Consider the following 24,055-nt stretch of genomic DNA (forward strand, 5'->3'; position numbering starts at 1 on the left):
CGGCCAATCGGTCAGACGATTTCCGCGCTGACATCCCCCAGCACACTGTGGCTGTAGGTCAGTGATGAACCTACGTCAGGGAACCAGGTGCGGATCACGGTGCCGGTCAGGACCCAGTCACCGGCCTTCAGGGAACGTCCCTGCGCCGTCAGCTCGTCCGCCAGAACCCGAAGGCTGTTGAACGGATGGCCGAGCGCGTCGGAGCCCTTGCCCTCACCGACCTTCTCCCCGTTCATGTGCAGTTCCGCCGTGGCATCGGCCAGGGTCGCAGCGTCGAAATCAGTGACCACCGGCCCCAGGATGATCCCGGCGTTCCAGGCGTTGTCGGCTATCAGGTTCAGCGCATCCAGCTTCGCGTAATCCGCATTGCGGTCGTCCGCGATTTCGAAGGCTGCGGCGCAGGCATCGACGGAGTTGTAGATGGTCTCTTCACTGAACGGCGCACCGCCGGCTTCGAGCGTCGATCCCAGACGAACGGCGACCTCACACTCGATGCAGACACGGCCGAGCTGGGAAGCGCGGATCCGGGCAGGTGAGTGCAGCAGCTCAGCGCCGACAATCGTTCCTCCGACGGGACGGTCGATACCCACCATCTCCTGCATCTGAGGGGAGGACAGCGCAATCTTCGCGCCCAGAGGCTTCAGGCCACGCATCTGCATGCGGCGCACGAAGGCGTCCTGCACGGCATAGGCCGCCTCGATGCTGGTCGGGGCCAGTTTTTCCGGCAACGCCTCGTATCGCGCCAGTCGGGTGTGCATGTCGTCAAGCCAGAGCGCGGCCTGCTCGCTCGTCATCGCATCGCTCATGTGGTACTCCTGCACCAGTTCAAGGCAAGCCCGACCGTTCGCAAACGTCGCTGGCGAGTCAGGCTGCTGTATGGGGAAACCTCAACCTAGGCATTGTGCAGACCACCCGCAATGGGATGTGACAAGACGCCGTTGGCCGCGCTTGCGCCCCCGCGGCGCAGGATTCCGGGTCAATCGAACGTCAGGTCGCCGTCCGGCAGCGGTGCGAAATAGCCTTCGACGGTCGCGGCATCGATCTCGGACAGTGTCGCGGGCTGCCAGGCCGGTGACTGATCCTTGTCGATGACGGTCGCACGGGTGCCTTCGTAGAAGTCATGTCCGGCGATGACGCGGTTCACCATGCGCCATTCCATCTTCATGCATTCGCGGAAATCCCTGGTCCCGCCATCGCGGACCTGCCGGAAGGCGATCTTCAGCGACGTCGGCGATTTGGTGCGCATGATCGAAGCCTGCTTCGCGGCCCACTCCCCACCGTCGGCATCAAGCGCGTCGAGGATCTCCTCCACACTGTCACCCGCAAACAGACGGTCAAGATCGGCTCGCCGCGCCGCCAGGTCGGAGTCTCCCGGTTCGGAAGCAAATCCGGCGATCACGGTCGTCGCGTCGTCATGGCTGGCGATTTCAGCGCCCGCCAGCGCATCGATCAGTTCATCCTGACGTTCGGAAGCGACGCAGGCATCGGCGACGCCCGCGTGCAGGCTGTCGGCAGCCTTCAGCCGCGCGCCGGTCAGTGCCAGCCATGTCCCCACATGCCCGGGCGCACGGGAAAGAAAGAAGGAACCACCGACATCGGGGAACAGGCCAATCCCCGTTTCCGGCATGGCGAAGGTCACCCGTTCCGTGGCCACACGATGGCTGCCCGGTATCGACACCCCGCAACCGCCGCCCATCACGATCCCGTCCAGCAGGGAAATCCAGGGCTTCGGGAAGTAGTGGATATCGACGTTCAGCCGATACTCATCATGGTAGAAGTCATACGGGTACTGTCCCCCGGCACGGCCTTCGTCATACAGCTTGCGAATGTCGCCACCGGCGCAGAACGCCCGGTCCCCTGCCCCCTGAACCACAACGGCCTGAACCGAGTCATCGGTCCGCCATTGCTTCAGCCGCGCATGCAGCTCCACGCACATCTCGTGCGTCAGCGCGTTGAGGGCCTTCGGCCGGTTCAACAGGACGGTGGCCAGACCGCCCTTCCTGCCGAATTCAATTTCCTGGTCCATTTCCGGTTCTCTCCCCATCCCGGCGCATGGCGCATTTCACGCCCTGCTCAATCCATCAGGCCGGCCCATTCGGCTTCTCCGCAGATGCCCAGATTGGCGCGATAGCTCTGCGGCGAGTCCAGTTCCAGATGCCTGATGCGGTATTCCTCGTCCAGTTCCCTGGCGGTGCGTTCCGCCACTTCCAGGGACAGGTCCCGGACCAGACTGATCGCATGACGCTTGTCCCGGGCCTTGCGGGTGATCCGCAACTCGCGCTCAAGCTCCAGCGCGCGTTCGATCCTGCCCGGCAGTTCCTGCAGCGCGTCCTCGTGAACCTGCAGATGCAGCAGTTCGTGCACCCGCACGGCCCCCGCCGGACAACTGGTCCGCGGGTACTCGCCCGGCACATACATCACGGGCGCGACCTTGACCGTCACCGTGATCGTCTCCGGCGAGAAGCAGAAGTTCTTGTATTCATCCGTGCCGGAACGAACCTGCGCCTTGGTCCTGATCTCCCGCGCCATTTCGGTAAATCCGAAATGCCGATAGCCGACCGGCAGCGGATCCTGCCGGTCGGCGTACTGGTGCAGTTCGTCCGCCGTGAAGCGGGCACTTGTCCGCTCCGTCCGCGCCTCGACCTCCACGATCACCGTTGGCAGTTCACGCGGATTGCGGCAGGGGTCATCATACTGCGCCCTGGCCGGAGAGACCGTCAGAGGCGAGATCATCAGGAAGGCACCCGTCAGCAGGGAAAGCAGTACCCCGATGATTGGCTTCGCTAGGGTCACTTGTCCGCCTCAGCCCTCGTTCACCACAGGATTGACCAGCGTGCCGATGCCGGTGATCTCGACCTCCGTCGTATCGCCATCCTTCATGTAGACAGGCGGATTGCGCCGGTCGCCGACACCGCCCGGCGTACCGCTGACAATGACATCACCTGCTTCCAGCGCCATGAAGCTGCTGATGTACTCGATCAGGAACGGCACGTTGAAGATCATGTGATCCGTGTCGGCATGCTGCATGACCTCGCCATTCAGGCGGGTCGTCAGTGTCAGGGTGGAGGGATCGGTGATCTCGTCCGACGTCACCATCCAGGGACCGAACGCGCCGGTAGCCGTGAAGTTCTTGCCCGGCAGGAACTGGTGCGTATGGCCCTGGAAGTCACGGACCGAGCCGTCGTTGTAGCAGGAATAGCCCGCGACATGGTTCAGCGAGTCGGCCTGCGAAATGTGCCGCCCCGGCGTGCCGATGATGACCGCCATCTCGCCCTCATAGTCGAAACGGTCGGAGTTGCGCGGCTTCACCATCGCCTGCCCATGCCCGACCTGGCAGTTGGCGTAGCGCGGGAACAGCACCGGGTAACCGGACGGCTGACGCCCGGTCTCGATGCGATGATCCTCGTAATTCAGGCCGACGCAGATGATCTTGTTGGGACGCGGGATGACCGGCAGGAAGGTCACGTCCGACTGGGCGAAATCATCGCCCTGGCCACTGGCGGCCTTCTCGGCCGCTGCCTGCCCCTTTCCCTCGATCAGGGACAGCAGGGTCGGATACTCGGCACCGATCCGGCTGCCCAGATCGATCACCCCCTGTTCGGTGGCAACGCCATAGCTGGTCTTGCCAGCCTGTTCGAAAGTCATCAACCGCATGATTGCCCCTCCCAGGAATGTCGTTTCGGTCCCGCCGGAAACCTAGAGAATGGGTCCGTGTTTCGCCAGTGCCATTTGCGCCCCGGCTTGCTAGCATCTGCGAGACCGAACCATGTACCGACCGCCGGGGGAGCGCCTGCCATGACCTATGCCCATCCGATCCCGAATGACCTCGAGTCCTTCTGGCTGCCCTTCACCCCGAATCGCCAGTTCAAGAAGGAACCGCGTCTGCTCGTCTCCGCCAAGGACATGCACTACACTTCCGCGGACGGTCGGCAGATTCTCGACGGTTCCGCCGGCCTCTGGTGCGTCAACGCCGGGCACGGTCGGCAGAAGATCGTGGATGCGATCACCAACTCGGCCAACACGCTCGATTTCGCGCCCTCGTTCCAGTACGCGAACCCGGCAGCGTTCGATCTGGCGAACCGGATCAGCGCCCTGACGCCAGATCCGCTGAACCGGATCTTCTTCACGAACTCGGGGTCGGAGGCGGTCGATACCGCGCTGAAGATCGCCATCGCCTATCACCGCGCCCGCGGGGACGGCACCCGGACCCGCCTGATCGGGCGGGAACGCGGCTACCACGGGGTCGGCTTCGGCGGCATTTCCGTTGGCGGCATCGTCAAGAACCGGATGTATTTCGGCTCCCTGCTGAACGGCGTCGATCACCTGCCGCATACCCACCTGCCGGAGCAGAACAGCTTCGCCAAGGGGCAGCCCGAACATGGCGCGGAACTGGCCGACGATCTGGAGCGGATCGTGCAGTTGCATGACCCGTCCACCATCGCGGCGGTGATCGTCGAACCCATGTCGGGATCGACCGGCGTTCTGGTCCCGCCGAAGGGCTATCTGCAGCGGCTGCGTGCGATCTGCGACAAGTACGGCATCCTGCTGATCTTCGATGAGGTGATCAGCGGTTTCGGGCGTCTCGGCACCAACTTCGCGGCTGACCGCTTTGGCGTCGTGCCGGACATGATGACCATGGCAAAGGGCCTGACCAACGCCGCCGTGCCCATGGGTGCCGTCGCCGCAAGCGACAGCATCTATGACGCCTTCATGACCGGGCCGGAGCACGCCATCGAGCTGTTTCACGGCTACACCTACTCCGCCCACCCGATGGCCTGCGCCGCCGGTATCGCCGCGCTGGAGATCTATCAGGAGGAGAAGCTGTTCGACCGCGTCGCCGGGCTGGAGAGCTACTGGGAAGAGAAGCTGCACGCCCTCGCCGACGCGAAGAATGTCATCGACATCCGCAACATCGGTCTGGTCGGCGCCATCGAGATCTCCGCACGGGACGGCGAGCCAGGCAAACGCGGCTTCGAGGCGATGATCAAGGCGTTCGAGAAGGGTGCCATGGTGCGGGTGACCGGCGACATCATTGCCCTTTCACCGCCCTTCATCATCAGCAAGGAACAGATCGACGAACTGATGGATCTGGTCCGCGACGTGCTGAATGACCTCGACTGACCATGGCTGACGGGTCGCCCCAACGCCGCGCCTTTGTCACCGGCGCGACCGGCTTTCTGGGCCTCAACCTGGTCGAACAGTTGCTGGCGGCGGACTGGCACGTGACGGCGCTGCGGCGGGAGAAGCTGCGCCACCGCGATCTCGACCGCTATCCGGTAACGCAGGTGACCGGCGACCTGCTGGATCCGGACAGTCTGGAGGCCGCCGTGCCGAAGGACTGCGATGCCGTGTTTCACACCGCCGCCATGACCTCGGTCTGGCGACGGCAGGCCCCGATGCAGAACCAGATCAACATCGACGGCACGGAGAATGTGGTCGATGCGGCGCTGAAGAACGGGGCGAAGCGGTTCATCCATACCTCCACCTGGAACGTCTATGACTGGTCCTCCGGCGAGGTCACGGAGGACACGCCGCAGACCGGCGGCTCGTCGTGGATCAACTACAACCGGTCGAAGTTCGCGGCGGAGGAGGTGATCCGGCGTGCGGTGGCGGAACGCGGTCTGGATGCCGTGATCCTGAATCCGTCGCACATCGTCGGTCGTTTCGACCGGCAGAACTGGGCGCAGCTGATCATGATGGCGGCTGTCGGCAAGCTGCCCGGCGTCCCCCCCGGGGCAGGCAGCTTCGCGCACGGGCAGGCTGTCGCCCGCGCCCATATCGCAGCGGTGGACAAGGGCAGGACGGGGGCGAACTACCTGCTCGGCGGTCCCGACGCGACGTTCCTCGAATTCGTGCAGACCGTCGCTGACATGGCGCAGCAGAAGAAGCGCCCGAAACGCACGGTGCCAGCCTGGATGATGCGCATGATGGGCAAGGTCGAGGGGGTAATCTCCGCCGCCACGGCGAAACCTCCCCAGATCACGCCGGAAGCGGTTGCCATGGTGACGGCACGCGTCCGCATCACGTCCACCAGGGCCATCGACGAACTGGGCTATGAGCCATCGACCCTGCATACTGCGATCTCTGACGCTTATGACTGGATGCTGAGAGAAAAGATGATCTACGCCTATGGCAAGCCGCCGGTGAAGAAGCGGTAGCCTGATCGGCGCAACGGTTTGGGAGGACCGGAAAATGTTGCCAGCAGAAACCATCGAGACCTTCCGGCGCGACGGTGCCGTGCTGTTGCCCGGCGTCATCTCCAGCGACTGGGTGGCAAGGATCCGGGAGGCGATCGAACGGGACATCGCCGAGCCCGGTCCCTTCTGCCACGGCTACACGCTGGACAATGGTCGCCGGTTTCACGGCAACATGCGGATCTGGGAGAATGACCCCGCCTTCCACGACTATTGCTTCGACTCGCCCCTGCCCGCACTGGCCGCCGAACTGATGGGGGCGAAGCGCATCACCCTGTTCTATGACCAGCTGTTCGTGAAGGAGGAAGGCTCCGACCATCCGACGCGCTGGCACAATGACCAGCCCTACTGGCCCGTGCGCGGGCGACAGGTCATGAGCTTCTGGCTGGCGCTGGACGAGGTGACGGCAGATTCGGGCCGTCTGGAGTTCGTTGCCGGTTCGCACAACTGGGAACGCTGGTTCCAGCCCGAACCCTTCGCCCCCGGCGGAGCCGAATACGAACGCGGCGAGAACTACGAGGATATTCCCGACATCGACGCCAATCGCGACGCCTACAATCTGATCGGCTGGGACATGCAGCCGGGGGATGTCATCGCCTTTCACGCCATGGCGGTGCATGGCGCAGGCGGCAACCACCGTCTCGACCGCCGCCGACGTGGCTATACCGTGCGCTACTGCGGCGATGACGCCACCTACTTCGGCGGCCCCGGCCCCAACGCGGGCCTGCGCAACCCCACCCTCAAGACCGGCGACGACCTGGCCAGTGACCAGTATCCGGTGGTCTGGACGCGGTGAGCAAGAGCAGGCCGTACGTGAATCGCCTCCCCACCAGACGTTACCGCCGGACCTGATCCGGCGACCCAGCGGTGCCGCTCGGACTCCGGCGCATGGACACCCGGGTCAAGCCCGGGTGCGACGTGGAGGAGGGAGTCCCCTACAGCTTCGCGCGCACCTCGTTGGCGAACCGGTCCATGGTTTCGACGGCGTTGTCGGCGGTCTCCGGGGCAATGTCGAAGCACATCTCCGTCGCGCCCGCGTCCTGAAAGCGGCGGATGGCGTCGATGATGTCCTGCGGGCGGCCCTGGGTCGGGGGCTGGCCATCGGCGGTCGGCCCGTCCTGGAAGATCAGGGATACCTTCGGCGCGATGGGGAAGTCCTTCGGATCGCGGCCCTGCTCCGCCAGCAGCCGTTCCAGTTCCGGGCGCAGGTTCACCACGTCTTCCGGCAGCACCTTGAAGGGATGCCAGACATCGGCGAAGCGCGCCGTCCGCTTCAGCGCCGCCGGCGTATGCCCGCCGACATAGATCGGCGGATGCGGGCGCTGTACCGGGCGCGGGCCCAGTCGTGCGCCCTTGAACTGGTAGAACTCCCCGTCGAAGTCCGTCGGCTCCCCGCTCCACAGTCGCGTCGCGATCTCCAGCCCCTCGTTGCAGCGCCGCCCGCGCTTGCGGAAGGGATAGCCCAGCGCATCATATTCCTCCTGGTACCAGCCGACGCCGACGCCGAAGTTGGCGCGCCCGCCGCTGACCTGGTCCAGTTCCGCGACCTGGGCCGCCGCCTCCATCGGGTTGCGCATCGGCAGCACCAGAACGGAGGTGCCAAGCCGAACCTTCTTTGTCCGTCCGGCCAGATAGTTCAGCACGCTGAAAGGCTGGTAGTAGGTGCGCTTCCACGGTTCCGGCAGTTCCCCGTCCGCCGTGCCCGGGTACTTCGAATGCACCATGGGCAGCATCAGCAGATGATCGCTCGACCAGAGGCAATCAAGCTCGATCGCCTCCGCCTTCTCTGCCATCCGGTCAAAGGTCTGCGGCGTGGCCTCGTCACCACGCACGATGATCGACATTCCGAACTTCATGACACTTCCTCCCCTGCGTTTTCCGTGATGCTACACCCGCATCGCATTTCTTGACAGACCGGCGCGGCACGTATCCCGTGGCACGGTCGGAGGAGGGACAGGGGCAATGGCGGTCATCGCGGAGTCGGACAGGCCGGGGGCGGGGATATTCTTCGTCATGCTGGGCATGGCGTCGATCTCCGTCCAGGACGTCCTGATCAAGGGCCTCAGCGATGGCTATCCGCTGCATCAGATCGTCTTCACCCGCAGCCTGATCGGTCTGTGCTTAACCCTGATGCTGGTGCAGATGGAGGGGGGCTGGCGCATCCTGCGAACGCCGCACTGGCGCATCCATCTGGCCCGTGGCGGCCTGGTGATCTGCGCCAACATGCTCTACTTCACCGCCCTGGCCAGCATGACCCTGGCCGAGGCGACGGCGCTCTACTTCGTCGCGCCGCTGTTCGTCACCATCCTCTCCGTCGTGGTCCTGAAGGAAAGCGTCGGACTGCACCGGGTCCTCGGCATCGTCATCGGTTTCATCGGCGTACTGGTGGTGGTCCGGCCAGGCAGCGGCATCTTCGGCCTGATCGCGCTGCTGCCGGTGCTGTCTGCCTTCAGCTACGCCATGATGAGCGTGCTGACGCGCAAGATCGGCGTCGCCGACAAGGCATCCTGCATGGCCTTCTACATCCAGATCGTCTTCCTGGTCTTCAGCATCATCTTCGGCCTTGCCTTCGGCGATGGGCGCTATGGCCGTAGCGGTGACCCGAGCATCGATTTCCTGCTGCGGGCCTGGGTCTGGCCGCCGATGGATGATGCCATCCTGCTGGGCGCCTGCGGCGTGACCGTTGCCATCACGGGCTACTGCCTGTCGCAGGCCTATCGGCTGGCCCATGCCGGGCTGGTGGCTCCGTTCGAGTATGTGGCGCTGCCCCTCGCGGTGCTGTGGGGCATCACCTTCTTCGACGAATACCCCGACGCCTGGACCGTCGCGGGCATCCTGCTGATCATCGCCAGCGGCCTCTACATCACCTGGCGGGAGACGGTGCGGCGGCGCTGGATCGCGGCCCGCGTGCCCGCCCGTCCGGGAGCTTCACCATGACTGCGATCACCGAAATCCCGGACATGGCGATCGTGCTGAGCGACGGTTGTCGTCTGTCCGTCCGCGTCTGGATGCCGGAGAACGCCGCCGGTGCCCCCGTCCCTGCCATCCTGGAGTATCTGCCCTATCGGAAGCGGGACGGGACGGTCGCCCGCGATGCCCTGACCCACCCGTGGTTCGCGGCGCGGGGCTATGCCTGCCTGCGGGTCGACATGCGCGGCAACGGCGACTCCGACGGCCTGATGGCGGACGAGTACACGGCGCAGGAACTGGCGGACGCGGTGGAGGTGATCGACTGGATCGCGGCGCAGGACTGGTGCAGCGGCACGGTGGGGATGATGGGTATCTCATGGGGTGGCTTCAATGCGCTGCAGGTGGCGGCGCTGGCTCCGGAATCGCTGAAGGCGATCATCACGCTCTGCTCCACCGATGACCGCTATGCCGATGACATCCACTACAAGGGCGGCTGCCTGCTGAACGAGAACCTGGGCTGGGGCGCGACGATGCTGTCCTATTCCTCCCGCCCGCCGGACCCGGAGATCGTCGGCCCGCGATGGCGGCAGATGTGGCTGGAGCGGCTGGAGCACGAACCCTTCCTGCCTGCCGTCTGGCTGCGGCATCAGCACCGGGACAGCTACTGGCAGCACGGTTCGGTCTGCGAGGATTTCTCCGCCATCCGCGCCGCCACACTGGCGGTGGGCGGCTGGGGCGATGCCTACAAGAACGCCGTGCCGCGCCTGCTGGCGGGACTGAAGGCACCCGCGAAGGGCATCACCGGCCCCTGGGTCCACAAGTATCCCCACTTCGCGGTGCCGGAGCCGCGCATCGGGTTCCTGCAGGAGGCGCTGCACTGGTGGGACCGCTGGCTGAAGGATGCGCCGAACGGGGCCGAGAACCTGCCCGCCTGGCGCGGCTACATCATGGACAGCGCACCACCGAAACGCTGGTACACGGAGCGCCCAGGCCGCTGGATCACGGAGGCCGAATGGCCCTCCCCCGCGATCACCCGCCGGACACTGCATCTCCACCCGGCTGGCACGCTCGCACCGGATGCGCCGACGCAAGCCTTGAACCGCCGCGTGGCCTCGCCGCTGGATTGCGGCATGGGCGGCGGCGAATATTGCGCCATCTGGCTCGGCCCGGAACTGCCTGGCGACCAGCGCAGCGATGATGCGCTTTCCGTCTGTTTCGACGGTGCGGAAGCAACCGAGGCCATCGATATTGTCGGTGCCCCCGTCCTGCATCTGACCCTCACCGCCGACCGCCCGGTGGCCCAGATCGCGGTGCGTCTGTGCGACGTTGCCCCGGACGGGGCATCGACACGGATCACCTATGGTGTGCTCAACCTCTGTCATCGCAACGGTCACGCCGAACCGGAAGCCCTGACACCGGGGCAGCCGTTCGGGATCCGGCTGCAACTGGACGACATCGCATGGAACCTGCCGGCGGGCCACCGGCTGCGGGTCGCCGTATCCTCCAGCTACTGGCCGCTGATCTGGCCAGTGCCGGAGCAGGCGTCACTCGATCTGGTCTCCGGCCATATGGAGCTGCCCGTACGCCCCGTCACGGGCGGCGACGAAGTCACCTTCCCGGAACCGGAAGCGGCGGCACCCTGGGCATCCGAGGACCTGCGCCCGCCCCGGCACGTCCGCCGGGTCGAGCATGACCTGCAGGGGGAGACCGTGGCACTGGTGATCGAGGATGATTTCGGTGCCAGCAGGGATCTGGAACATGGTCTGATCACCGGCGCGGTCGCCCGCGAACGCTGGACCATACGGCCCGACGACCCGCTGTCCGCCGTGGGCCAGACCCACTGGACCCAGACCCTCGCCCGCGACGGCTGGTCGATCCGCACCGAGACCTTCGCCGACATGTGGTCCGACGCCACCACCTTCCACCTCCGCGGCCGCATCGAGGCCTATGAGGGTGGCCGCAAGGTCTTCGAGCAGGACTTCCGGGAGGCGATCCCGCGCGACCTGCTATAGATCGAACCTCTCCGTCAGTGTGGCTCGGACCTGATCCGGCAGGGGGCTGGCCTTGCCATGGACGATGTAGACCATCACGGTCTCCGCCGTGGCGATGCAGGAATCGTCGATGAAGACCCCGTGCCCCAGCGTGATGGAGGTGTTTCCCAGCTTCGAAACGCGGGTCCCGATCCGGACATCGGCGGGCCAGAAGGCCTGCGCGCGGTAGCGGATCGACAGGTTGCCGACGACGAAACGCTGACGGTCGTCATAGGCCGGCAGGAACCCGGCGCGCATGAAGGGCACCCGGCCGGTTTCGACATATCGGGCGAAGGACACATTGTTGACATGCCCTGTCGCATCCATATCGCCGAAGCGGACAACGTCGTTGGCCCAGAAGTCGAAGCTTGCGGGATCGGTCAGTTCATGGCTTTTCTCGTTCATGCAACGCCTTATGCCGCATCAAAGCCGTCTGGAACAGGTCTTCACATGAATGAACTCGATCCCCTGCGCCATGAGCTGGACCTCTGGGGTGAGGCCGGACGGACCGCCACGCTCTGGTGGCGCGACGATGACGCGGAGGCTCCGGATGCCCCGATCCTGCGGATGCTGGCACTTTCCGAGGCGACGGGTGCGCCCGTCTTCATCGCCACGGTCCCCGACAGGGCCGTCGATGCGCTGGCCGATCCCCTGCTGGCCTGCGCGACAGCCATTCCGTTGCAGCATGGCTTTGCCCACGCCGACCACTCTCCCGCCGACGTGAAGGGAAAGTGGGAGCTTGGCCTGCATCGCCCGCTGGAGGCGGTTCTCGGTGAACTGCGCCAGGGTGCGGCGCGCATGTCGGCGATGTACGGCGACCGGGTCTGTCCCATGCTGGCCCCGCCCTGGAACCGCATCGCGCCGGAACTGTTCCCGCATCTGCCGGAGCTGGGTTTTGATGTGGTCAGCGTCTTCGCACCGCGCGCCAGCCGCACCGTCGCCCCGGGCCTGGACATGATCAACGGCCACTGTGACCTGATCGCCTGGAAGCGGGGCCGGACCTTCATCGGGCCGGAGAAGACCGCCGCACGGCTGGTCGAGCATCTGGCGGCCCGCCGTGCCGGAGAGGTGGATGCTGACGAACCCACCGGGCTGCTGACCCATGTCTGGGCCCAGGACGAGGCCTGCTGGGAGGCGCTGCAGGCAGTCCTGCGCCTGGTCGCGGACCATCCTGCGGCCCGCTGGCTCGACCGGGCCGGGCTGATGCCGGAAAGTGCCGCGGCATGAGCGCGGCCATCATCCGCCCCGGCACCGACGCCGACATTCCGCAGGTCGCGGACCTGCTGCACCGGAACATGAACCGCAAGGTCCCGGCGGAGGTCTTCGCCCGGCTGATGAACTACGACTGGGCCGGGGAGAAGCCGCACATCGGCATGGTGTCGGAGGCGGACGGAAAGATCGTCGGCTTTCACGGCAACGTCTATTCCATGCGTCGGATCAACGGGGTGGAACGGATATTCGGCAGCTTCACCTCCATCTACGTGCTGCGCGACTGGCGCGGGGAGGATCTGGGGGTGCGGATGATGCGCACCTACGAGGAGAGGCCCGACATCACCTACACCGTCTTCGACCCCAGCACGCGCGTGCACGGCATCCTGGAAAGCTGCGGCTTCCGCGATCTCGACCTGAACCGCTACGTCTGGGAGCCGGGCATGTCCCCGCGCGACGACCGGGTGAAGGTCATTACCGACCACGATCAGATCCGGCCGCTGGTCGGCGCGGAGGAACAGCGCTACCTCGACGACCATCGCGACCTGACCGCCCATCCGGTGCTGCTGCGCGACGACGAGGGGCAGGTGCTCTGCTTCTTCCTGCAGCAGGACCGGGGCGACAAGGGCTTCTGCCACGACCTGATCTATACCGGTGACCCGATGGCACTGGCGCGGATGATCGACCGCGCCGCCGACCGGATCATGGGCAACGACCCTCGCGCCCGCCTGCTGATCGACGAACGCTTCCTGGACGGCAACAGGACCGACGGCACCTGCACCCCCCTGCCCTATCGCCGCATGGTCCGCCGCGCCGACCCGCCCCTGCCCGACTGGCAGGTGGACCACCTGTACACGGAGACCGTGCTGATCAACCTGAAGCTGGGGTGAGACGCAGCCGCGTCAGGTTGGCAGCACGTCCTCCGCGTACTGTCCGGCAAACTCCGCGCTCGGCGGGATGGGCCTGATGATGTCGATCAGGACCCCGTTCGGGTCCTGCGTGATGAAATGACGCTGTCCGAAGGCTTCGTCCCGCAGCGACAGCAGTATGGGAAGCCCCTGCGCCTCGGCCCGGGCGAACTCCGCATCCACATCCGCGACCTCGAAGTTGAGGATCAGGCCACTGACACTGCCCCGCCCCGACGCGGGAACGGTCTCATGGTCTCCCAACACGACTCCGATATTCACCTGGCTGTCCTCGGTTGACTGCAGGTGCACGTACCAGTCGCTGTAGTAGGCGCGGCGGAACCGCAGATGCTCTGTATAGAACCGCGCCGTTGCATCAACGTCCTGCGTCAGGATCACCGGATAGAACTGCGTCGACTTCATGGCTTGAACCTCCCTGCCAAAACATACAATGTGTATGTGAATGAAATAAACATACAGGCTGCATGTATGCAAGAGAAAATCACACGCCGGACCAACCAACAGCGGAGCGATGCCACCCGAACGGCACTTCTCGATGCCGCCAGAATGCTGTTCGTGGACAAGGGCTATGCCGAAACGGGTACGCCGGAAATCGTCCGCGCGGCGGCGGTGACGCGCGGCGCGCTCTACCATCATTTCACCGACAAGGCAGACCTGCTGCGCGGCGTGATCGTCAGGGAATCGCGCCAGGTAGCGACGGAGATCAACGCCGCATCCGCGGATGCCGCATCGACGCAGGAGGCGCTGATGCAGGGCGCAAACGCCTGGTTCGACGCCATGTCCGACCCCGGCCGGGTGCGACTGCTGCTGCTCGACGGGCCTGCGGTCCTGGGGCGTGCGGAGATGGAAGAGATCGACCGCCAGACCAGCGCGGCAACACTGGTGGAGGGCCTGCGCGCCGGACAGGCGGCGGGGGACGTCATTGATGCCCCGGTGGAAGCGCTGGCCAGCCTGCTGTCAGCAATGTTCGACCGGGCCGCACTTGAGATCGTCGGCGGAGCGTCGCGGGACGACTATCTCGCGGCAATCGCGCCCCTACTCGGCAGCCTCCGCCGCTGACTGCTCCGCCATCCGCGGCTGCACCCAGGCAGCGATGTCCTTCAGCGGGGCCAGCCAGATGTCGCCGCGTGCGGTCACATGGTCCAGCAGGCGTTCCAGGATGTTCATCCGGTGGTGGCGACCGATGACGGAGGGGTGGCAGGTCAGCGTGAACACTCCCCCCTCCCCGATGATGCCGTCCAGTTCCGCCTGCCAGATGCGGAAGACCTCGTCCGGGTCGTGGAACTGCGCCATCAGGTGCGGCGGCATGAACCACATGTAATAGGTGGCGTCGTCCAGCGACCAGTCGATGGGGAACTCCAGCAGGTCCGGCTGGTCCGGGTAGGCGGCGGAGAGCAGGTAGGGGGCTTCCTCCGCGAACAGGCTGGAATCATAGCTGATCCCCTGCTCCATCAGGATGCGTCCCGAATGCAGGTTCATGTCCCAGGCGGGGGAGCGATAGCCGGTCGGCCGCTGCCCCAGATGGGTCTCGAAGGCGGCGATGCAGGTCTCCAGGATGCGGCGTTCGCCGTCCGGGTCATCCTTGTAGAGCGACAGGTTCTCGTGCTCGTGCCCATGCGCGCCGACCTCATGCCCCTCATCGACGATGCGGCGGAAGGCATCCGGCCAGCGCTCCACATTCGCGCCGGGGATGTAGAAGGAACCACTGACGCCGCGCCGTTTCAGCATGTCGAGGATGCGCGGCAGGCCGACATTGACGCCATAGAGACCCCGGCTGTAGCCCTGCAGCCGCTTCGGCTGCTTCTCGAACAGGGCGGCTCCGGTGCGCGGGCCATCGGGGCCGGGGCGGGCAGGCGCATAGGCATAGGTCACGTCGCAGTCGAAGGTCAGCGCCATGGCACCGGACTTACCTTCCGGCCAGGGTCCCCTGAACGTATGCATCATCAATCCTCCCCCAACGGAACAGCCACCGTGCTTGATCCTCCCCCCATTCTGCCGCACAAGGCTGCATTCCTGAAACACCCGATCCCGGAATCTGATCATGACCGCCACGCTGACCGTCTGCGAGACCTGCAACTTCGCCCCCGACACCAAGCGCGGGCCGGAGGGTCTGACGGGGGGAGAGATCCTCTGCGGGCTGGTGGAGAAGGCCGTGGCCGACAGCACGGCAGTGACCAGCCGTCGCCACGCCTGCCTGATGGGCTGCGACCATCACTGCAATGTCGGCCTGTCGGCACCGGGCAAGATCACCTACGTCATGGGATCCTTCGCGCCGGAGGCAGAGGCCGCCGAGGCCCTGGTCGCATTCGCCGCGCTGTACGACGCCTCCGAAACCGGCCAGGTGCCCTATCGCCAGTGGCCGCAGGGGGTGAAGGGTCACTTCGTCTCCCGCGTGCCGCCGCTGCCTGCGGACGACTCCTGACACACGCGGCCCGGCGCACTACATTCGGGACATGAGCGAGCAGCCTACAGAACCGGAAACGGAAGCCCCTGAGACTGATGGTCCGGAGCCGGAGGTCGCGGAGCCTGACGGCTTTGCCATCCTGACGGCGAAGCTCAAGACCTTGCCCAACAGCCCCGGTGTCTACCGGATGCTGAGCGAGAGCGGCGACGTGCTCTATGTCGGCAAGGCGCGCAACCTGAAGAACCGCGTCACCAGCTATACCCGCGCCCGCGGCCTGTCGATGCGGATCCTGCGCATGGTGCAGATGACCCGCGATCTGGAGATCATCTCGACCCATACGGAGGTCGAGGCGCTGCTGCTGGAAGCCAACCTGATCAAGCGGCTGAAACCCCGCTTCAACATCATCCTGCGTGACGACAAGTCGTTTCCCTATATCGAGGTGAACCTCGATCACGACTATCCCATGCTGGTGAAGCATCGGGGCAAGCGGGAGAAGGACAGGGAATACTTCGGTCCCTTCGCCTCCGCCACCGCCGTCAACCACACGCTGACCGCGCTGCAGCGGGCCTTTCCGCTGCGCAGTTGCACCGACAGCGACTTCGAGAGCCGCCAACGTCCCTGCCTGCAGTACCAGATCAAGCGCTGCCTCGCCCCCTGCGTCGGCGAGATCAGCCGCGAAGCCTATGGCGAGATGGTGCGCGAGGCCCGCGACTTCCTGTCCGGCCGCAGCCAGAACCTGCGCGACGAACTGGGGGGCAAGATGCAGCAGGCGGCGGACGAACTGGCGTTCGAGGATGCCGCCATGTACCGCAACCGCATCTGGGCGCTGTCGCAGATCCAGAGCAAGCAGGGCGTGAACATCGACGGGCTGGAGGAGGCCGACGTGATCGCGGCGCACTCCGCCGGGGGGCAGACCTGCGTGCAGGTGTTCTTCTTCCGCGCCGGGCAGAACTTCGGCAACCGCGCCTATTACCCGAGCCACACGAAGGACGACTCGGTAGGCGAGATCCTGGCCGCCTTCATCGGCCAGTTCTACGACAGCCGTCCGGCCCCGAAACAGATCCTGCTGAGCCACGATGTCCCGTCAGACGAACTGATCGCGGAGGCGCTGGCCATCCACGCCGGACACAAGGTGCATCTGCTGCGCCCGCAGCGCGGCGGCAAGCGGGAGCTGGTGGAACAGGCGGTGCGCAATGCGGAGGAGGCGCTGGGCCGCCGCCAGGCCGAAGGCGCGGCGCAGACGAAACTGCTGCAGGGCGTGGCCGACCTGTTCGGCCTGCCGGAGCCGCCGCAGCGGATCGAGGTCTATGACAACAGCCACATCCAGGGCACCAACGCCGTCGGCGGCATGATCGTCGCGGGGCCGGAGGGGATGCGGAAGGCCGCCTACCGCACCTTCAACATCAAGTCGACGGAGATCACGCCGGGCGACGACTTCGGCATGATGCGGGAGGTGCTGACCCGCCGCTTCCAGCGCCTGAAGAAGGACGATCAGGCCGCGGCGACAGGGGCCGGCGAATGGCCCGATCTGGTCATCATCGACGGCGGGCTGGGCCAGCTCGGCGTCGCGGAGGAAGTCTTCGCGGAGCTGGGAGTGGAGGGCGTCGGCCTGGTCTCCATCGCCAAGGGGCCGGACCGCAATGCGGGACGGGAACGGTTCTTCCTGCCCGGCAAGCCGCCCTTCGACCTGCCGGAGCGCGATCCCGTGCTCTACTACCTGCAACGGCTGCGTGACGAGGCCCACCGCTTCGCCATCGGCACCCACCGCAACCGCCGCTCGAAACAGATCGGCCAGTCCCCGCTGGACGAGATCCCCGGCATCGGCCCGCGCCGCAAGAAGGCCCTGCTGCTGAAGTTCGGCTCCGCCAGGCAGATCGCCCGCGCCGGTCTCGCCGACCTGGAAAAGGTCGATGGCATCAGCCACCAGATGGCGCAGCAGATCTACGACTTCTTCAACGCCGGTGGATAAGTCCACAATACAATGATCATCCGGTGCTCGGCCGATGCAACCCGGTGCAGCTTCGAGACCTTAGGCTACCGCACCGCCCGCGTCGCCTCCGCCACCAGTTCGTCGACCACCTGCGCCACCGACTTGCGTTCGTTGGAATAGGCGATGGACTGTCCGGCAGGGTGGTGCATCAGGGCTTCCACCTCATGTTCGTCGATGGCACCCAGCAGGTCGCCGACCAGGATGTCCTGATAGGGCATCTTCAGCGCCGCCGGGGCGTTGGGGGAGGCCCATTCCTCCGACCAGGCGGTGCGGATCTGGCGCAGGGTCTTGCCGGAGTCGGCGCGGCTGATCACCGTGTCCTCGCTGCCAGCAGCCAGCAGCTTTGCCACGATCTTCTCGTGCAGCGCATGTTCAAGCGTGGTCAGCCAGGAGGTGCCGAGCCAGACCCCCTCCGCACCCAGCGCGAAGGAGGCGGCGATGTGGCGGCCCGTGGCCACGCCACCGGCGGCCAGCACGGGAATGTCGCCACAGGCATCCACCACCTGGGGAACCAGCGAGAAGGTGCCGATCTGGCCGGTATGGGCACCGGCGTCATAGCCCTGGGCGACAATGACCTCCGCTCCGTTGCGGATCGCGGCTTCCGCATGGCGCGGGCTGCCCACCAGCGCCATGGTCACCTTGCCGTCGGCCTTGGCGTGGGCCACGGCCTCGGCCGGGGCACCGATGCCGCAGGCGAAGACGTTCACGTCGGAGGCCAGCACAGCGGCGATCTGCGCCTCCGCCACCTCGTCGGAGCGCAGGAAGCGGGAGCGCATGCCGGGCTTCGTCGCCTTTGGCACGCTGTACTTGTCATAGATCGACTGCACGAACTCCTTGTGCTCCTCCGGCAGTTCGGCCTCGATCGCCGCCTTGTTGGCGGTCTTCGGCATGCCGCGCGGCAGCACCAGGTCGATGCCGAAGGGCAGATCCCCGATGCGTTCACGGATCAGCTTCAGCCCGGCCTCGATCTCCTCCGGCGTTTCGCGCGTGGCACCCCAGATGCCCATGCACCCGGCCTTCGCCAGGGCGCAGACCACATCGATGGAATGGGCAAAGCCGAAGATCGGGTGCTTCAGCCCCATGCGGCGGCCCAGTTCGGTCTGGATCGGGCTCTCGTCAGTCATTGCCATTGCTCCCCTTCATCTCGACCACGGCATCCAGCGCCATGGCCCCCTGCCCCGCCGGCAGCACCACGAACGGGTTGAGGTCGACGGACACCAGCCGCTCCCGATGTGCAGCGGCAAAGCGCGACAGTGCCGACAGTGCCTCCGCCAGGGCAGGAATGTCCGCCGCCGGCGCACCGCGCACACCGTCCAGCATCGGCCGTCCCCTGATCTCGTCGATCATGCGCAGGGCCTCGTCCGTGTCGAAGGGCGCGATGCGGAAGGTCACGTCCTTCAGCACCTCGACGAAGATTCCGCCCAGCCCGAACATCACCGCCGGGCCGAAGATCGGGTCAACATGCACCCCGAGGATCGTCTCGACACCGCCACTGATCATCGGCGCCAGCAGAACGCCATCGATCCGCGCCTCCGGAACCCGTGCGGCGACGCTGGCCAGCATGTCCTCGGCCGCGGCCTGCACCGCCTCGGCACTGGCCAAGTTCAGCCGCACGCCGCCGACGTCGGTCTTGTGGATGATGTCAGGCGACAGGATCTTCATGACCACCGGGAAACCCAGTTCAGTGGCCACGCGCGCGGCTTCCTCCGGCGTTGCGGCGGTGCGGGTCGGCATTGTCGGCACCCCGGCAGCCCCCAGCAGGTCGAGCGCCGCGGCCTCAGTGAACGGCCCCGTTCCCGGGTCCGCCGCCGGGGCGACCTCCGGTGCCCAGGTAAAGGAGCGGTTGAACGCCCGGGTGAAATGCGCGCCCGCCGCCATGGCGCGGGTGGCGTGGGTGGGCTCGCGGAAGGCGGGAATGCCCTCCGCCTCGAACCGGTGCTGGGCGTCGTCGCCCATCAGGCTGGCGACGGCGAAGCGCTTCGACGGATAGGCATCCCGCAGCGTCTTCCACATGTCCAGGTTCGGCTGGACCAGGTCGGGCTGGTTCAGCAGCGCGCCCTGGAAGCCGATGACGGTGTCGTAGCTGCCTTCCTCCAGCACCAGACGCATTGCCTTCTCGAACAGGTCGGGCTGGTTGATGATCTGCCCCGTCACGTCCAGCGGATTGTTGACACCGGCATAGGGCACCAGTTCCTTGAACTTGGCCTGCGTCGCGTCCGGCAGGGGGGTGACCTCCAGCCCGCGTGTCGCCGCATCGTCGGCCATCAGGACCCCGACGCCACCGGACACGGTCACCAACGCCACCTCGTCACCCTCCGGGCGTCCGCCGACAGCCAGCGCCGCACCCAGGTCGAAGAATTCCTCGATCGCGTTCACGCGATGCACACCGAACTGGCTGAAGACGGCGTCATAGATCTGGTCCGCACCGGCCAGCGCGGACGTGTGTGACGCGGCGGCTCTGGCTCCGGCTTCCGTCCGGCCGAGCTTGACGGCGACGACGGGCTTGCCCGCCTCCCGCGCGCGCGCCAGGGCGTCGAGCAGTGCCGGGCCGTCCCGCACCCCCTCGATATAGAGCAGGATCACCTCGGTGCCCGGATCGGACACCAGATAGTCCAGGCAGTCGGCGACGCCGATGTCACTCTCGTTGCCCGTCGTCAGCACGTGGCGGAAGCCGACGCCACGGTCACAGGCCATCATCGCCGAAAGACCACCGAACGCACCCGACTGACTGACCAGTCCGATACGGCCGGTCGGCATGTTGCGGGCGAATGCGGGGTGGAAACTGGCCGGCATGTTGTTGGCGAAGTTGGCGAACCCCATGCAGTTGGGACCATTCAGGCGCATGCCGGTCTCATGGGCGATGGCGGTCAGGCGCTTCTGGTCCGCAGCCCCCGCCTCACTCACTTCGGCGAAGCCACCGGCGAAGATCACGGTTCCGGCGACATCCTTTTCCGCGCACTGACGGATGACGCCTTCGACAAGGTTGCCGGGCACGGCGCAGATGGCGAGGTCAACCTGACCGGGCACATCCAGAACGGAGGGATAGGCCTTCAGCCCCTGAATCTCGTCGCGCTTCGGGTTGATCGGATAGATCTCGCCCGCATAGCCCTGGGACTTGAGCATGGCGACCGGCCGACCGCCGATGCGGGTCGCGTCACCCGATGCGCCGATGATCGCGATCGACCGCGCCTCGAACATGCGTTTCAGATTGGCATCAAGCATGGGTTCCCCTCCCCAGGGTCGCGAACGGCATCCATTCGGTTCGTGGTTGGTCGAAACAGAAGGGGCGCGGCGAACCGGCCACGCCCCTTCCGGTCTCATGACGTCTGAGGCGCTTACTTCGCCTCAGGCGGGACCAGATGGTCGGGAATGTCCCAACCCTGTTCCTTGTAGTAGCGATAGGCACCGACATGCAGCGGGATGTTCATCTCCAGCAGGGCGGTATCCCGGTTGATGACCTTCATCCAATCCGCGGTCTGGTGGATCTCGTCGATGTTCTCCCAGAATGTCTTCATCATGTCGTAGACAACGTCCGCATCCAGATTCTTGTTGGATCCCAGACCGACCCACGAGCCGACGGTACGCACAGGCGCCTCGTTGACCTGATTGTCATAGATGCCGTTCGGGATATCGACGATCGTGCGGCCCGGATAGGACAGGGCCTTCTTCACCGGTTCGGAATTGAAGGCCGCTTCATCCAGACCCAGGATGCGGATCGGAGAAACCAGGGCGAACTGCTGGATGGACGGGCTCGGCACAGTGGTCGGGGCGATATAGACATCCATCTGGCGATCCAGGAACGCGGTCTCCGCCGACTTCCAGTCGAACTTCACGACATCGAAGTCTTCCCCCGGAACCAGATTGGTGGCACCCGTGACCAGCTGCGTCGCAACGGTCGTCGCGGCACCGGCGGGCGGGCCCAGGAAGACCTTCTTGCCCTTGAAGTCGGCGATCGACTTGATGCCGGAATCCTCATAGACGACGATGTGGTACGGGCCGAGCGGGTAGTTGATGAACCCACGCAGGTTCTTGTTCAGCTCCGGCGCCGCATCGACCTTCTTGAACATCGCAGTCTGGGTCTGCATGAACTGGTTGATGGTCGGCGAGGTCAGGAACAGGTCGACCTTGCCCTGCGCCGCGTCGATGGCCGACTTGGTGGCCGGCTTGCCGACCGAGACCTGGATCTCGATGGGCAGCTTCTTCTGGATCATCTGGGTGAAGGCGATCCCGAACTGGCCCGGTGTCGAGCCGGCAGGGAAGCCGTCCATCGTCAGGAACTTCTTGTCTGCGGCAACTGCCCCCGTGGCAAGCCCGGCAGCCAGCGCGAATGCGGCGGCCCCCTTCATGACTGTTCTGCGGTTCATCATCTAGTCTCCTCCCTGTTGTGTTGGTTAGGATGTTTCTCAGGTATTGGCGGAGGCGGATTCTGCCTCAGCCGATTGGCGTTTACTCCTCAGTGCCTCGATCACGATCAGCGCGATACCCACCGCGACCGCAGCCACCTGCAACTCCCAGATCACGACCAGCATCGCGAAACCCGCGACCAGGCGCAACAGTCGCGACCAGGCGGGCAGCCGGTTCATCTCGAACCCGCTCATCGCCGTGGTCAGCAGCCAGACTCCGAGGCAAAGCCTGAACAGGATCCAGATGAAGTCAGCGAGACTGAAATCATCATACACCAGCAGCAGGCTGGGCTCGTAGACGAAGACGAAGGGGATGATGAACCCGACCAGCGACAGCCGCAGCGCGGTGATGCCGGTCCGTATCGGTTCTCCCCCCGCAATGGGCGCGGCGGCCACCGCCGCCAAGGCCACTGGTGGCGTGATCGCCGACAGCACACCGAAGTAGAACACGAACAGATGCACCGACAGGTCCGGCAGTCCGAGCTTCTTCATCGCCAGGCCGAGCACCAGTACGACAATCAGGTACGCCGGAAGTGTCGGCATGCCCATGCCGAGCACGAGGCATGAAGCGGCGGCCAGCAGCAGGGCGATGAACAGCGTCTGCTCGCCCAGCAGGGCGACCTGCGTCGCGAACTTCAGGCCGAGACCGGTGAGCTCGAAAACGCCGATCATGACGCCGATCGAACCGACCGCCATCATGATGCGGGAGCCCGCGACACCGCCCTTGGCCAGTGCGACGATGAGCTGCTTCGGGTCCTTGCGCAGGGCCGGATTGAGGGCAAAGGCGGAAATGATCGTCACGATGACCGCCCAGAAGCCGGCCATGCTGGGGGAGCGCCCCATGCCGAGCGTCACGATGATGGCAACCAGCGGCAGGAAGAACATGAGCGACTTCAGGCCATCGCCACGCTCCATCTTCGGCCGTTCGCCCTTGGGATAGGGTTTCAGGCCGATGCGCCGTGCCTCCTGCCCCGTCGCGACGAACAGGCTGGCATAGTAGAGCAACGCGGGAACCAGCGCCGCGATACAGATCGTCTGATAGGACTCACCCGCAAGCTGCGTCATCAGGAAGGCGGCGGCGCCCATGACCGGCGGCATGAGCTGACCGCCCGTCGAGGCCGCAGCCTCCACCGCGCCCGCGAACTCGGGCTTGAAGCCACGCTTCTTGATCAGCGGAATCGTCACCGCGCCCGTGCCCACCACATTCGCGGTCACACTGCCCGACGACATGCCGAAGATCGATGATGCAATGATCGCCGAATGGGCCGGCCCTCCACGAGTCCGGCTGGTCGCCGCAAGCGCCATGCGGATCATGACGGTGCCTGCACCGGTGCCTTCCAGCAACGCGCCGAAGACGATGAAGATGAAGACCAGCAGCACGACGATTCCGGTCGGGAATCCGAAGACGCCCTGCAGGCCGTACCAGATGATCTCCATGGTCAGTTCCAGGCTGAAGCCCGAATGCCGGAAGAACCAGGGCAGGTCCTGACCGAACAGGCAGTAGAGCAGGCTCAGCGCACCGACAGCGGCGAGAATCAGCCCGAACGTGCGGCGGGTGAATTCCAGCAGGGCAACGATGGCCATCAGCGCGGACCACTGGTCCAGCGTACTGAAATTGACGACAAGGTTCTCGATGTCGTCGATCTTGTTCAGGAAGTTGAGGCAGGCGAACCCCAGATTGGCCGCCAGCGCGAAATCGATGACCCAGGCAAGGGTGCCGAGAACCGAGCCGCTGAAGAACTTCTCGTTCGCCAGCGGGGAGGTGAACACGACCACCACAGCGCAGAGAAACAGCGCACCGGCACGTATCATCTCCGGGTTAACGTACTGACCGTAGTAGGCAATGAAGATGGAATGGAGTGCCAGCCCGACCGCGATCGTCAGGCCGATCCATTTCAGGGCGCGCACAAACGGGTTGCCGGAGACAGGCACTTCACCATCTTCCGGCGATGGCGCCGGAACGGTCTCACTCTGATTGTTCATGTGCTT

22 protein-coding genes are annotated in these 24,055 nt (G+C 65.5%); 10 read left to right on the forward strand and 12 right to left on the reverse strand.

Annotated elements, in window-relative coordinates; all coding sequences use genetic code 11:
* Positions 1-11 precede the first annotated feature (11 nt).
* From QGV55_RS11530 to QGV55_RS11545, 4 genes are all read right to left on the reverse strand, one after another.
* On the reverse strand, positions 12-806 hold the full coding sequence (locus QGV55_RS11530; RefSeq protein WP_281016665.1) for a fumarylacetoacetate hydrolase family protein: 795 nt from the start codon (positions 804-806) through the stop codon (positions 12-14).
* 170 nt (positions 807-976) lie between these two features.
* Positions 977-2,026 (reverse strand): enoyl-CoA hydratase/isomerase family protein, encoded by a 1,050-nt coding sequence (locus tag QGV55_RS11535; protein WP_281016664.1) that lies wholly within the window; start codon positions 2,024-2,026, stop codon positions 977-979.
* 47 nt (positions 2,027-2,073) lie between these two features.
* Positions 2,074-2,793 carry a hypothetical protein gene (locus tag QGV55_RS11540; protein ID WP_281016663.1) on the reverse strand — a complete coding sequence of 240 codons (720 nt, stop codon included), beginning with the start codon at positions 2,791-2,793 and terminating at the stop codon, positions 2,074-2,076.
* Between the two features lie 9 nt (positions 2,794-2,802).
* On the reverse strand, positions 2,803-3,654 hold the full coding sequence (locus QGV55_RS11545; protein ID WP_281016662.1) for a fumarylacetoacetate hydrolase family protein: 852 nt from the start codon (positions 3,652-3,654) through the stop codon (positions 2,803-2,805).
* A gap of 141 nt (positions 3,655-3,795) precedes the next feature.
* Here QGV55_RS11545 and QGV55_RS11550 point away from each other — a divergent pair, with 141 nt between their 5' ends.
* From QGV55_RS11550 to QGV55_RS11560, 3 genes are read left to right on the forward strand one after another with little or no spacing between them, the layout of a single operon-like run.
* Positions 3,796-5,121 carry an aspartate aminotransferase family protein gene (locus QGV55_RS11550; RefSeq protein WP_281016661.1) on the forward strand — a complete coding sequence of 442 codons (1,326 nt, stop codon included), beginning with the start codon at positions 3,796-3,798 and terminating at the stop codon, positions 5,119-5,121.
* Between the two features lie 2 nt (positions 5,122-5,123).
* Complete coding sequence (locus QGV55_RS11555) at positions 5,124-6,158, forward strand: SDR family oxidoreductase (RefSeq protein ID WP_281016660.1); 1,035 nt, start codon at positions 5,124-5,126, stop codon at positions 6,156-6,158.
* A gap of 34 nt (positions 6,159-6,192) precedes the next feature.
* Positions 6,193-6,990: a phytanoyl-CoA dioxygenase family protein gene (locus tag QGV55_RS11560; RefSeq protein ID WP_281016659.1), complete on the forward strand. Its 798-nt coding sequence runs from the start codon at positions 6,193-6,195 to the stop codon at positions 6,988-6,990.
* Between the two features lie 139 nt (positions 6,991-7,129).
* On the opposite strand, the gene QGV55_RS11565 is transcribed toward QGV55_RS11560, so the two are convergent.
* Positions 7,130-8,050, reverse strand: a complete 921-nt coding sequence (locus QGV55_RS11565; protein WP_281016657.1) for an LLM class F420-dependent oxidoreductase — start codon at positions 8,048-8,050, stop codon at positions 7,130-7,132.
* 106 nt (positions 8,051-8,156) lie between these two features.
* Here QGV55_RS11565 and QGV55_RS11570 point away from each other — a divergent pair, with 106 nt between their 5' ends.
* Together QGV55_RS11570 and QGV55_RS11575 are read left to right on the forward strand one after the other, a co-directional pair.
* Complete coding sequence (locus tag QGV55_RS11570) at positions 8,157-9,131, forward strand: DMT family transporter (RefSeq protein WP_281016656.1); 975 nt, start codon at positions 8,157-8,159, stop codon at positions 9,129-9,131.
* On the forward strand, positions 9,128-11,116 hold the full coding sequence (locus tag QGV55_RS11575) for a CocE/NonD family hydrolase (RefSeq protein WP_281016655.1): 1,989 nt from the start codon (positions 9,128-9,130) through the stop codon (positions 11,114-11,116). Before QGV55_RS11570 ends, QGV55_RS11575 begins: the two co-directional genes overlap by 4 nt.
* On the opposite strand, the gene QGV55_RS11580 is transcribed toward QGV55_RS11575, so the two are convergent.
* Positions 11,111-11,539 carry a thioesterase family protein gene (locus tag QGV55_RS11580; protein ID WP_281016654.1) on the reverse strand — a complete coding sequence of 143 codons (429 nt, stop codon included), beginning with the start codon at positions 11,537-11,539 and terminating at the stop codon, positions 11,111-11,113. The genes QGV55_RS11575 and QGV55_RS11580 overlap by 6 nt on opposite strands.
* 45 nt (positions 11,540-11,584) lie before the next feature.
* On the opposite strand from QGV55_RS11580, the gene QGV55_RS11585 reads away from it, so the two are divergent.
* Together QGV55_RS11585 and QGV55_RS11590 are read left to right on the forward strand one after the other, a co-directional pair.
* The gene (locus tag QGV55_RS11585; RefSeq protein ID WP_281016653.1) at positions 11,585-12,361 is read left to right on the forward strand and encodes a polysaccharide deacetylase family protein; all 777 of its coding nucleotides are present in this window, start codon (positions 11,585-11,587) and stop codon (positions 12,359-12,361) included.
* The gene (locus QGV55_RS11590) at positions 12,358-13,233 is read left to right on the forward strand and encodes a hypothetical protein (protein WP_281016651.1); all 876 of its coding nucleotides are present in this window, start codon (positions 12,358-12,360) and stop codon (positions 13,231-13,233) included. The genes QGV55_RS11585 and QGV55_RS11590 overlap by 4 nt, the downstream gene beginning before the upstream one ends.
* Before the next feature lie 12 nt (positions 13,234-13,245).
* Here the strand turns inward: QGV55_RS11590 and QGV55_RS11595 are convergent, their stop codons facing one another.
* Positions 13,246-13,671, reverse strand: coding sequence for a VOC family protein (locus tag QGV55_RS11595; protein ID WP_281016650.1), 426 nt, complete (start codon positions 13,669-13,671; stop codon positions 13,246-13,248).
* A gap of 66 nt (positions 13,672-13,737) precedes the next feature.
* Here QGV55_RS11595 and QGV55_RS11600 point away from each other — a divergent pair, with 66 nt between their 5' ends.
* Positions 13,738-14,328 (forward strand): TetR/AcrR family transcriptional regulator, encoded by a 591-nt coding sequence (locus tag QGV55_RS11600; protein ID WP_281016649.1) that lies wholly within the window; start codon positions 13,738-13,740, stop codon positions 14,326-14,328.
* Here the strand turns inward: QGV55_RS11600 and QGV55_RS11605 are convergent.
* Positions 14,305-15,213, reverse strand: a complete 909-nt coding sequence (locus QGV55_RS11605; RefSeq protein ID WP_281016648.1) for a polysaccharide deacetylase — start codon at positions 15,211-15,213, stop codon at positions 14,305-14,307. The genes QGV55_RS11600 and QGV55_RS11605 overlap by 24 nt on opposite strands.
* Before the next feature lie 97 nt (positions 15,214-15,310).
* Here QGV55_RS11605 and QGV55_RS11610 point away from each other — a divergent pair, with 97 nt between their 5' ends.
* On the forward strand, positions 15,311-15,691 hold the full coding sequence (locus QGV55_RS11610; RefSeq protein WP_281016647.1) for a DUF1636 domain-containing protein: 381 nt from the start codon (positions 15,311-15,313) through the stop codon (positions 15,689-15,691).
* A 31-nt stretch (positions 15,692-15,722) separates the two neighbouring features.
* Complete coding sequence (gene uvrC / locus QGV55_RS11615) at positions 15,723-17,642, forward strand: excinuclease ABC subunit UvrC (protein ID WP_281016646.1); 1,920 nt, start codon at positions 15,723-15,725, stop codon at positions 17,640-17,642.
* 65 nt (positions 17,643-17,707) lie between these two features.
* Here the strand turns inward: uvrC and QGV55_RS11620 are convergent, their stop codons facing one another.
* The 4 genes from QGV55_RS11620 to QGV55_RS11635 form a co-directional block, all read right to left on the reverse strand.
* Positions 17,708-18,787 (reverse strand): nitronate monooxygenase, encoded by a 1,080-nt coding sequence (locus QGV55_RS11620; protein WP_281016645.1) that lies wholly within the window; start codon positions 18,785-18,787, stop codon positions 17,708-17,710.
* Positions 18,780-20,885: an acetate--CoA ligase family protein gene (locus tag QGV55_RS11625; RefSeq protein WP_281016644.1), complete on the reverse strand. Its 2,106-nt coding sequence runs from the start codon at positions 20,883-20,885 to the stop codon at positions 18,780-18,782. Before QGV55_RS11625 ends, QGV55_RS11620 begins: the two co-directional genes overlap by 8 nt.
* Positions 20,886-20,998: 113 nt before the next feature.
* Positions 20,999-22,027, reverse strand: coding sequence for a TAXI family TRAP transporter solute-binding subunit (locus QGV55_RS11630; RefSeq protein WP_281016643.1), 1,029 nt, complete (start codon positions 22,025-22,027; stop codon positions 20,999-21,001).
* A 39-nt stretch (positions 22,028-22,066) separates the two neighbouring features.
* Positions 22,067-24,049 carry a TRAP transporter fused permease subunit gene (locus QGV55_RS11635; RefSeq protein ID WP_281016642.1) on the reverse strand — a complete coding sequence of 661 codons (1,983 nt, stop codon included), beginning with the start codon at positions 24,047-24,049 and terminating at the stop codon, positions 22,067-22,069.
* Positions 24,050-24,055: the final 6 nt, after the last annotated feature.

The organism is Minwuia sp. IMCC3009 (assembly GCF_029909415.1).
Taxonomy (GTDB): domain Bacteria; phylum Pseudomonadota; class Alphaproteobacteria; order Minwuiales; family Minwuiaceae; genus Minwuia.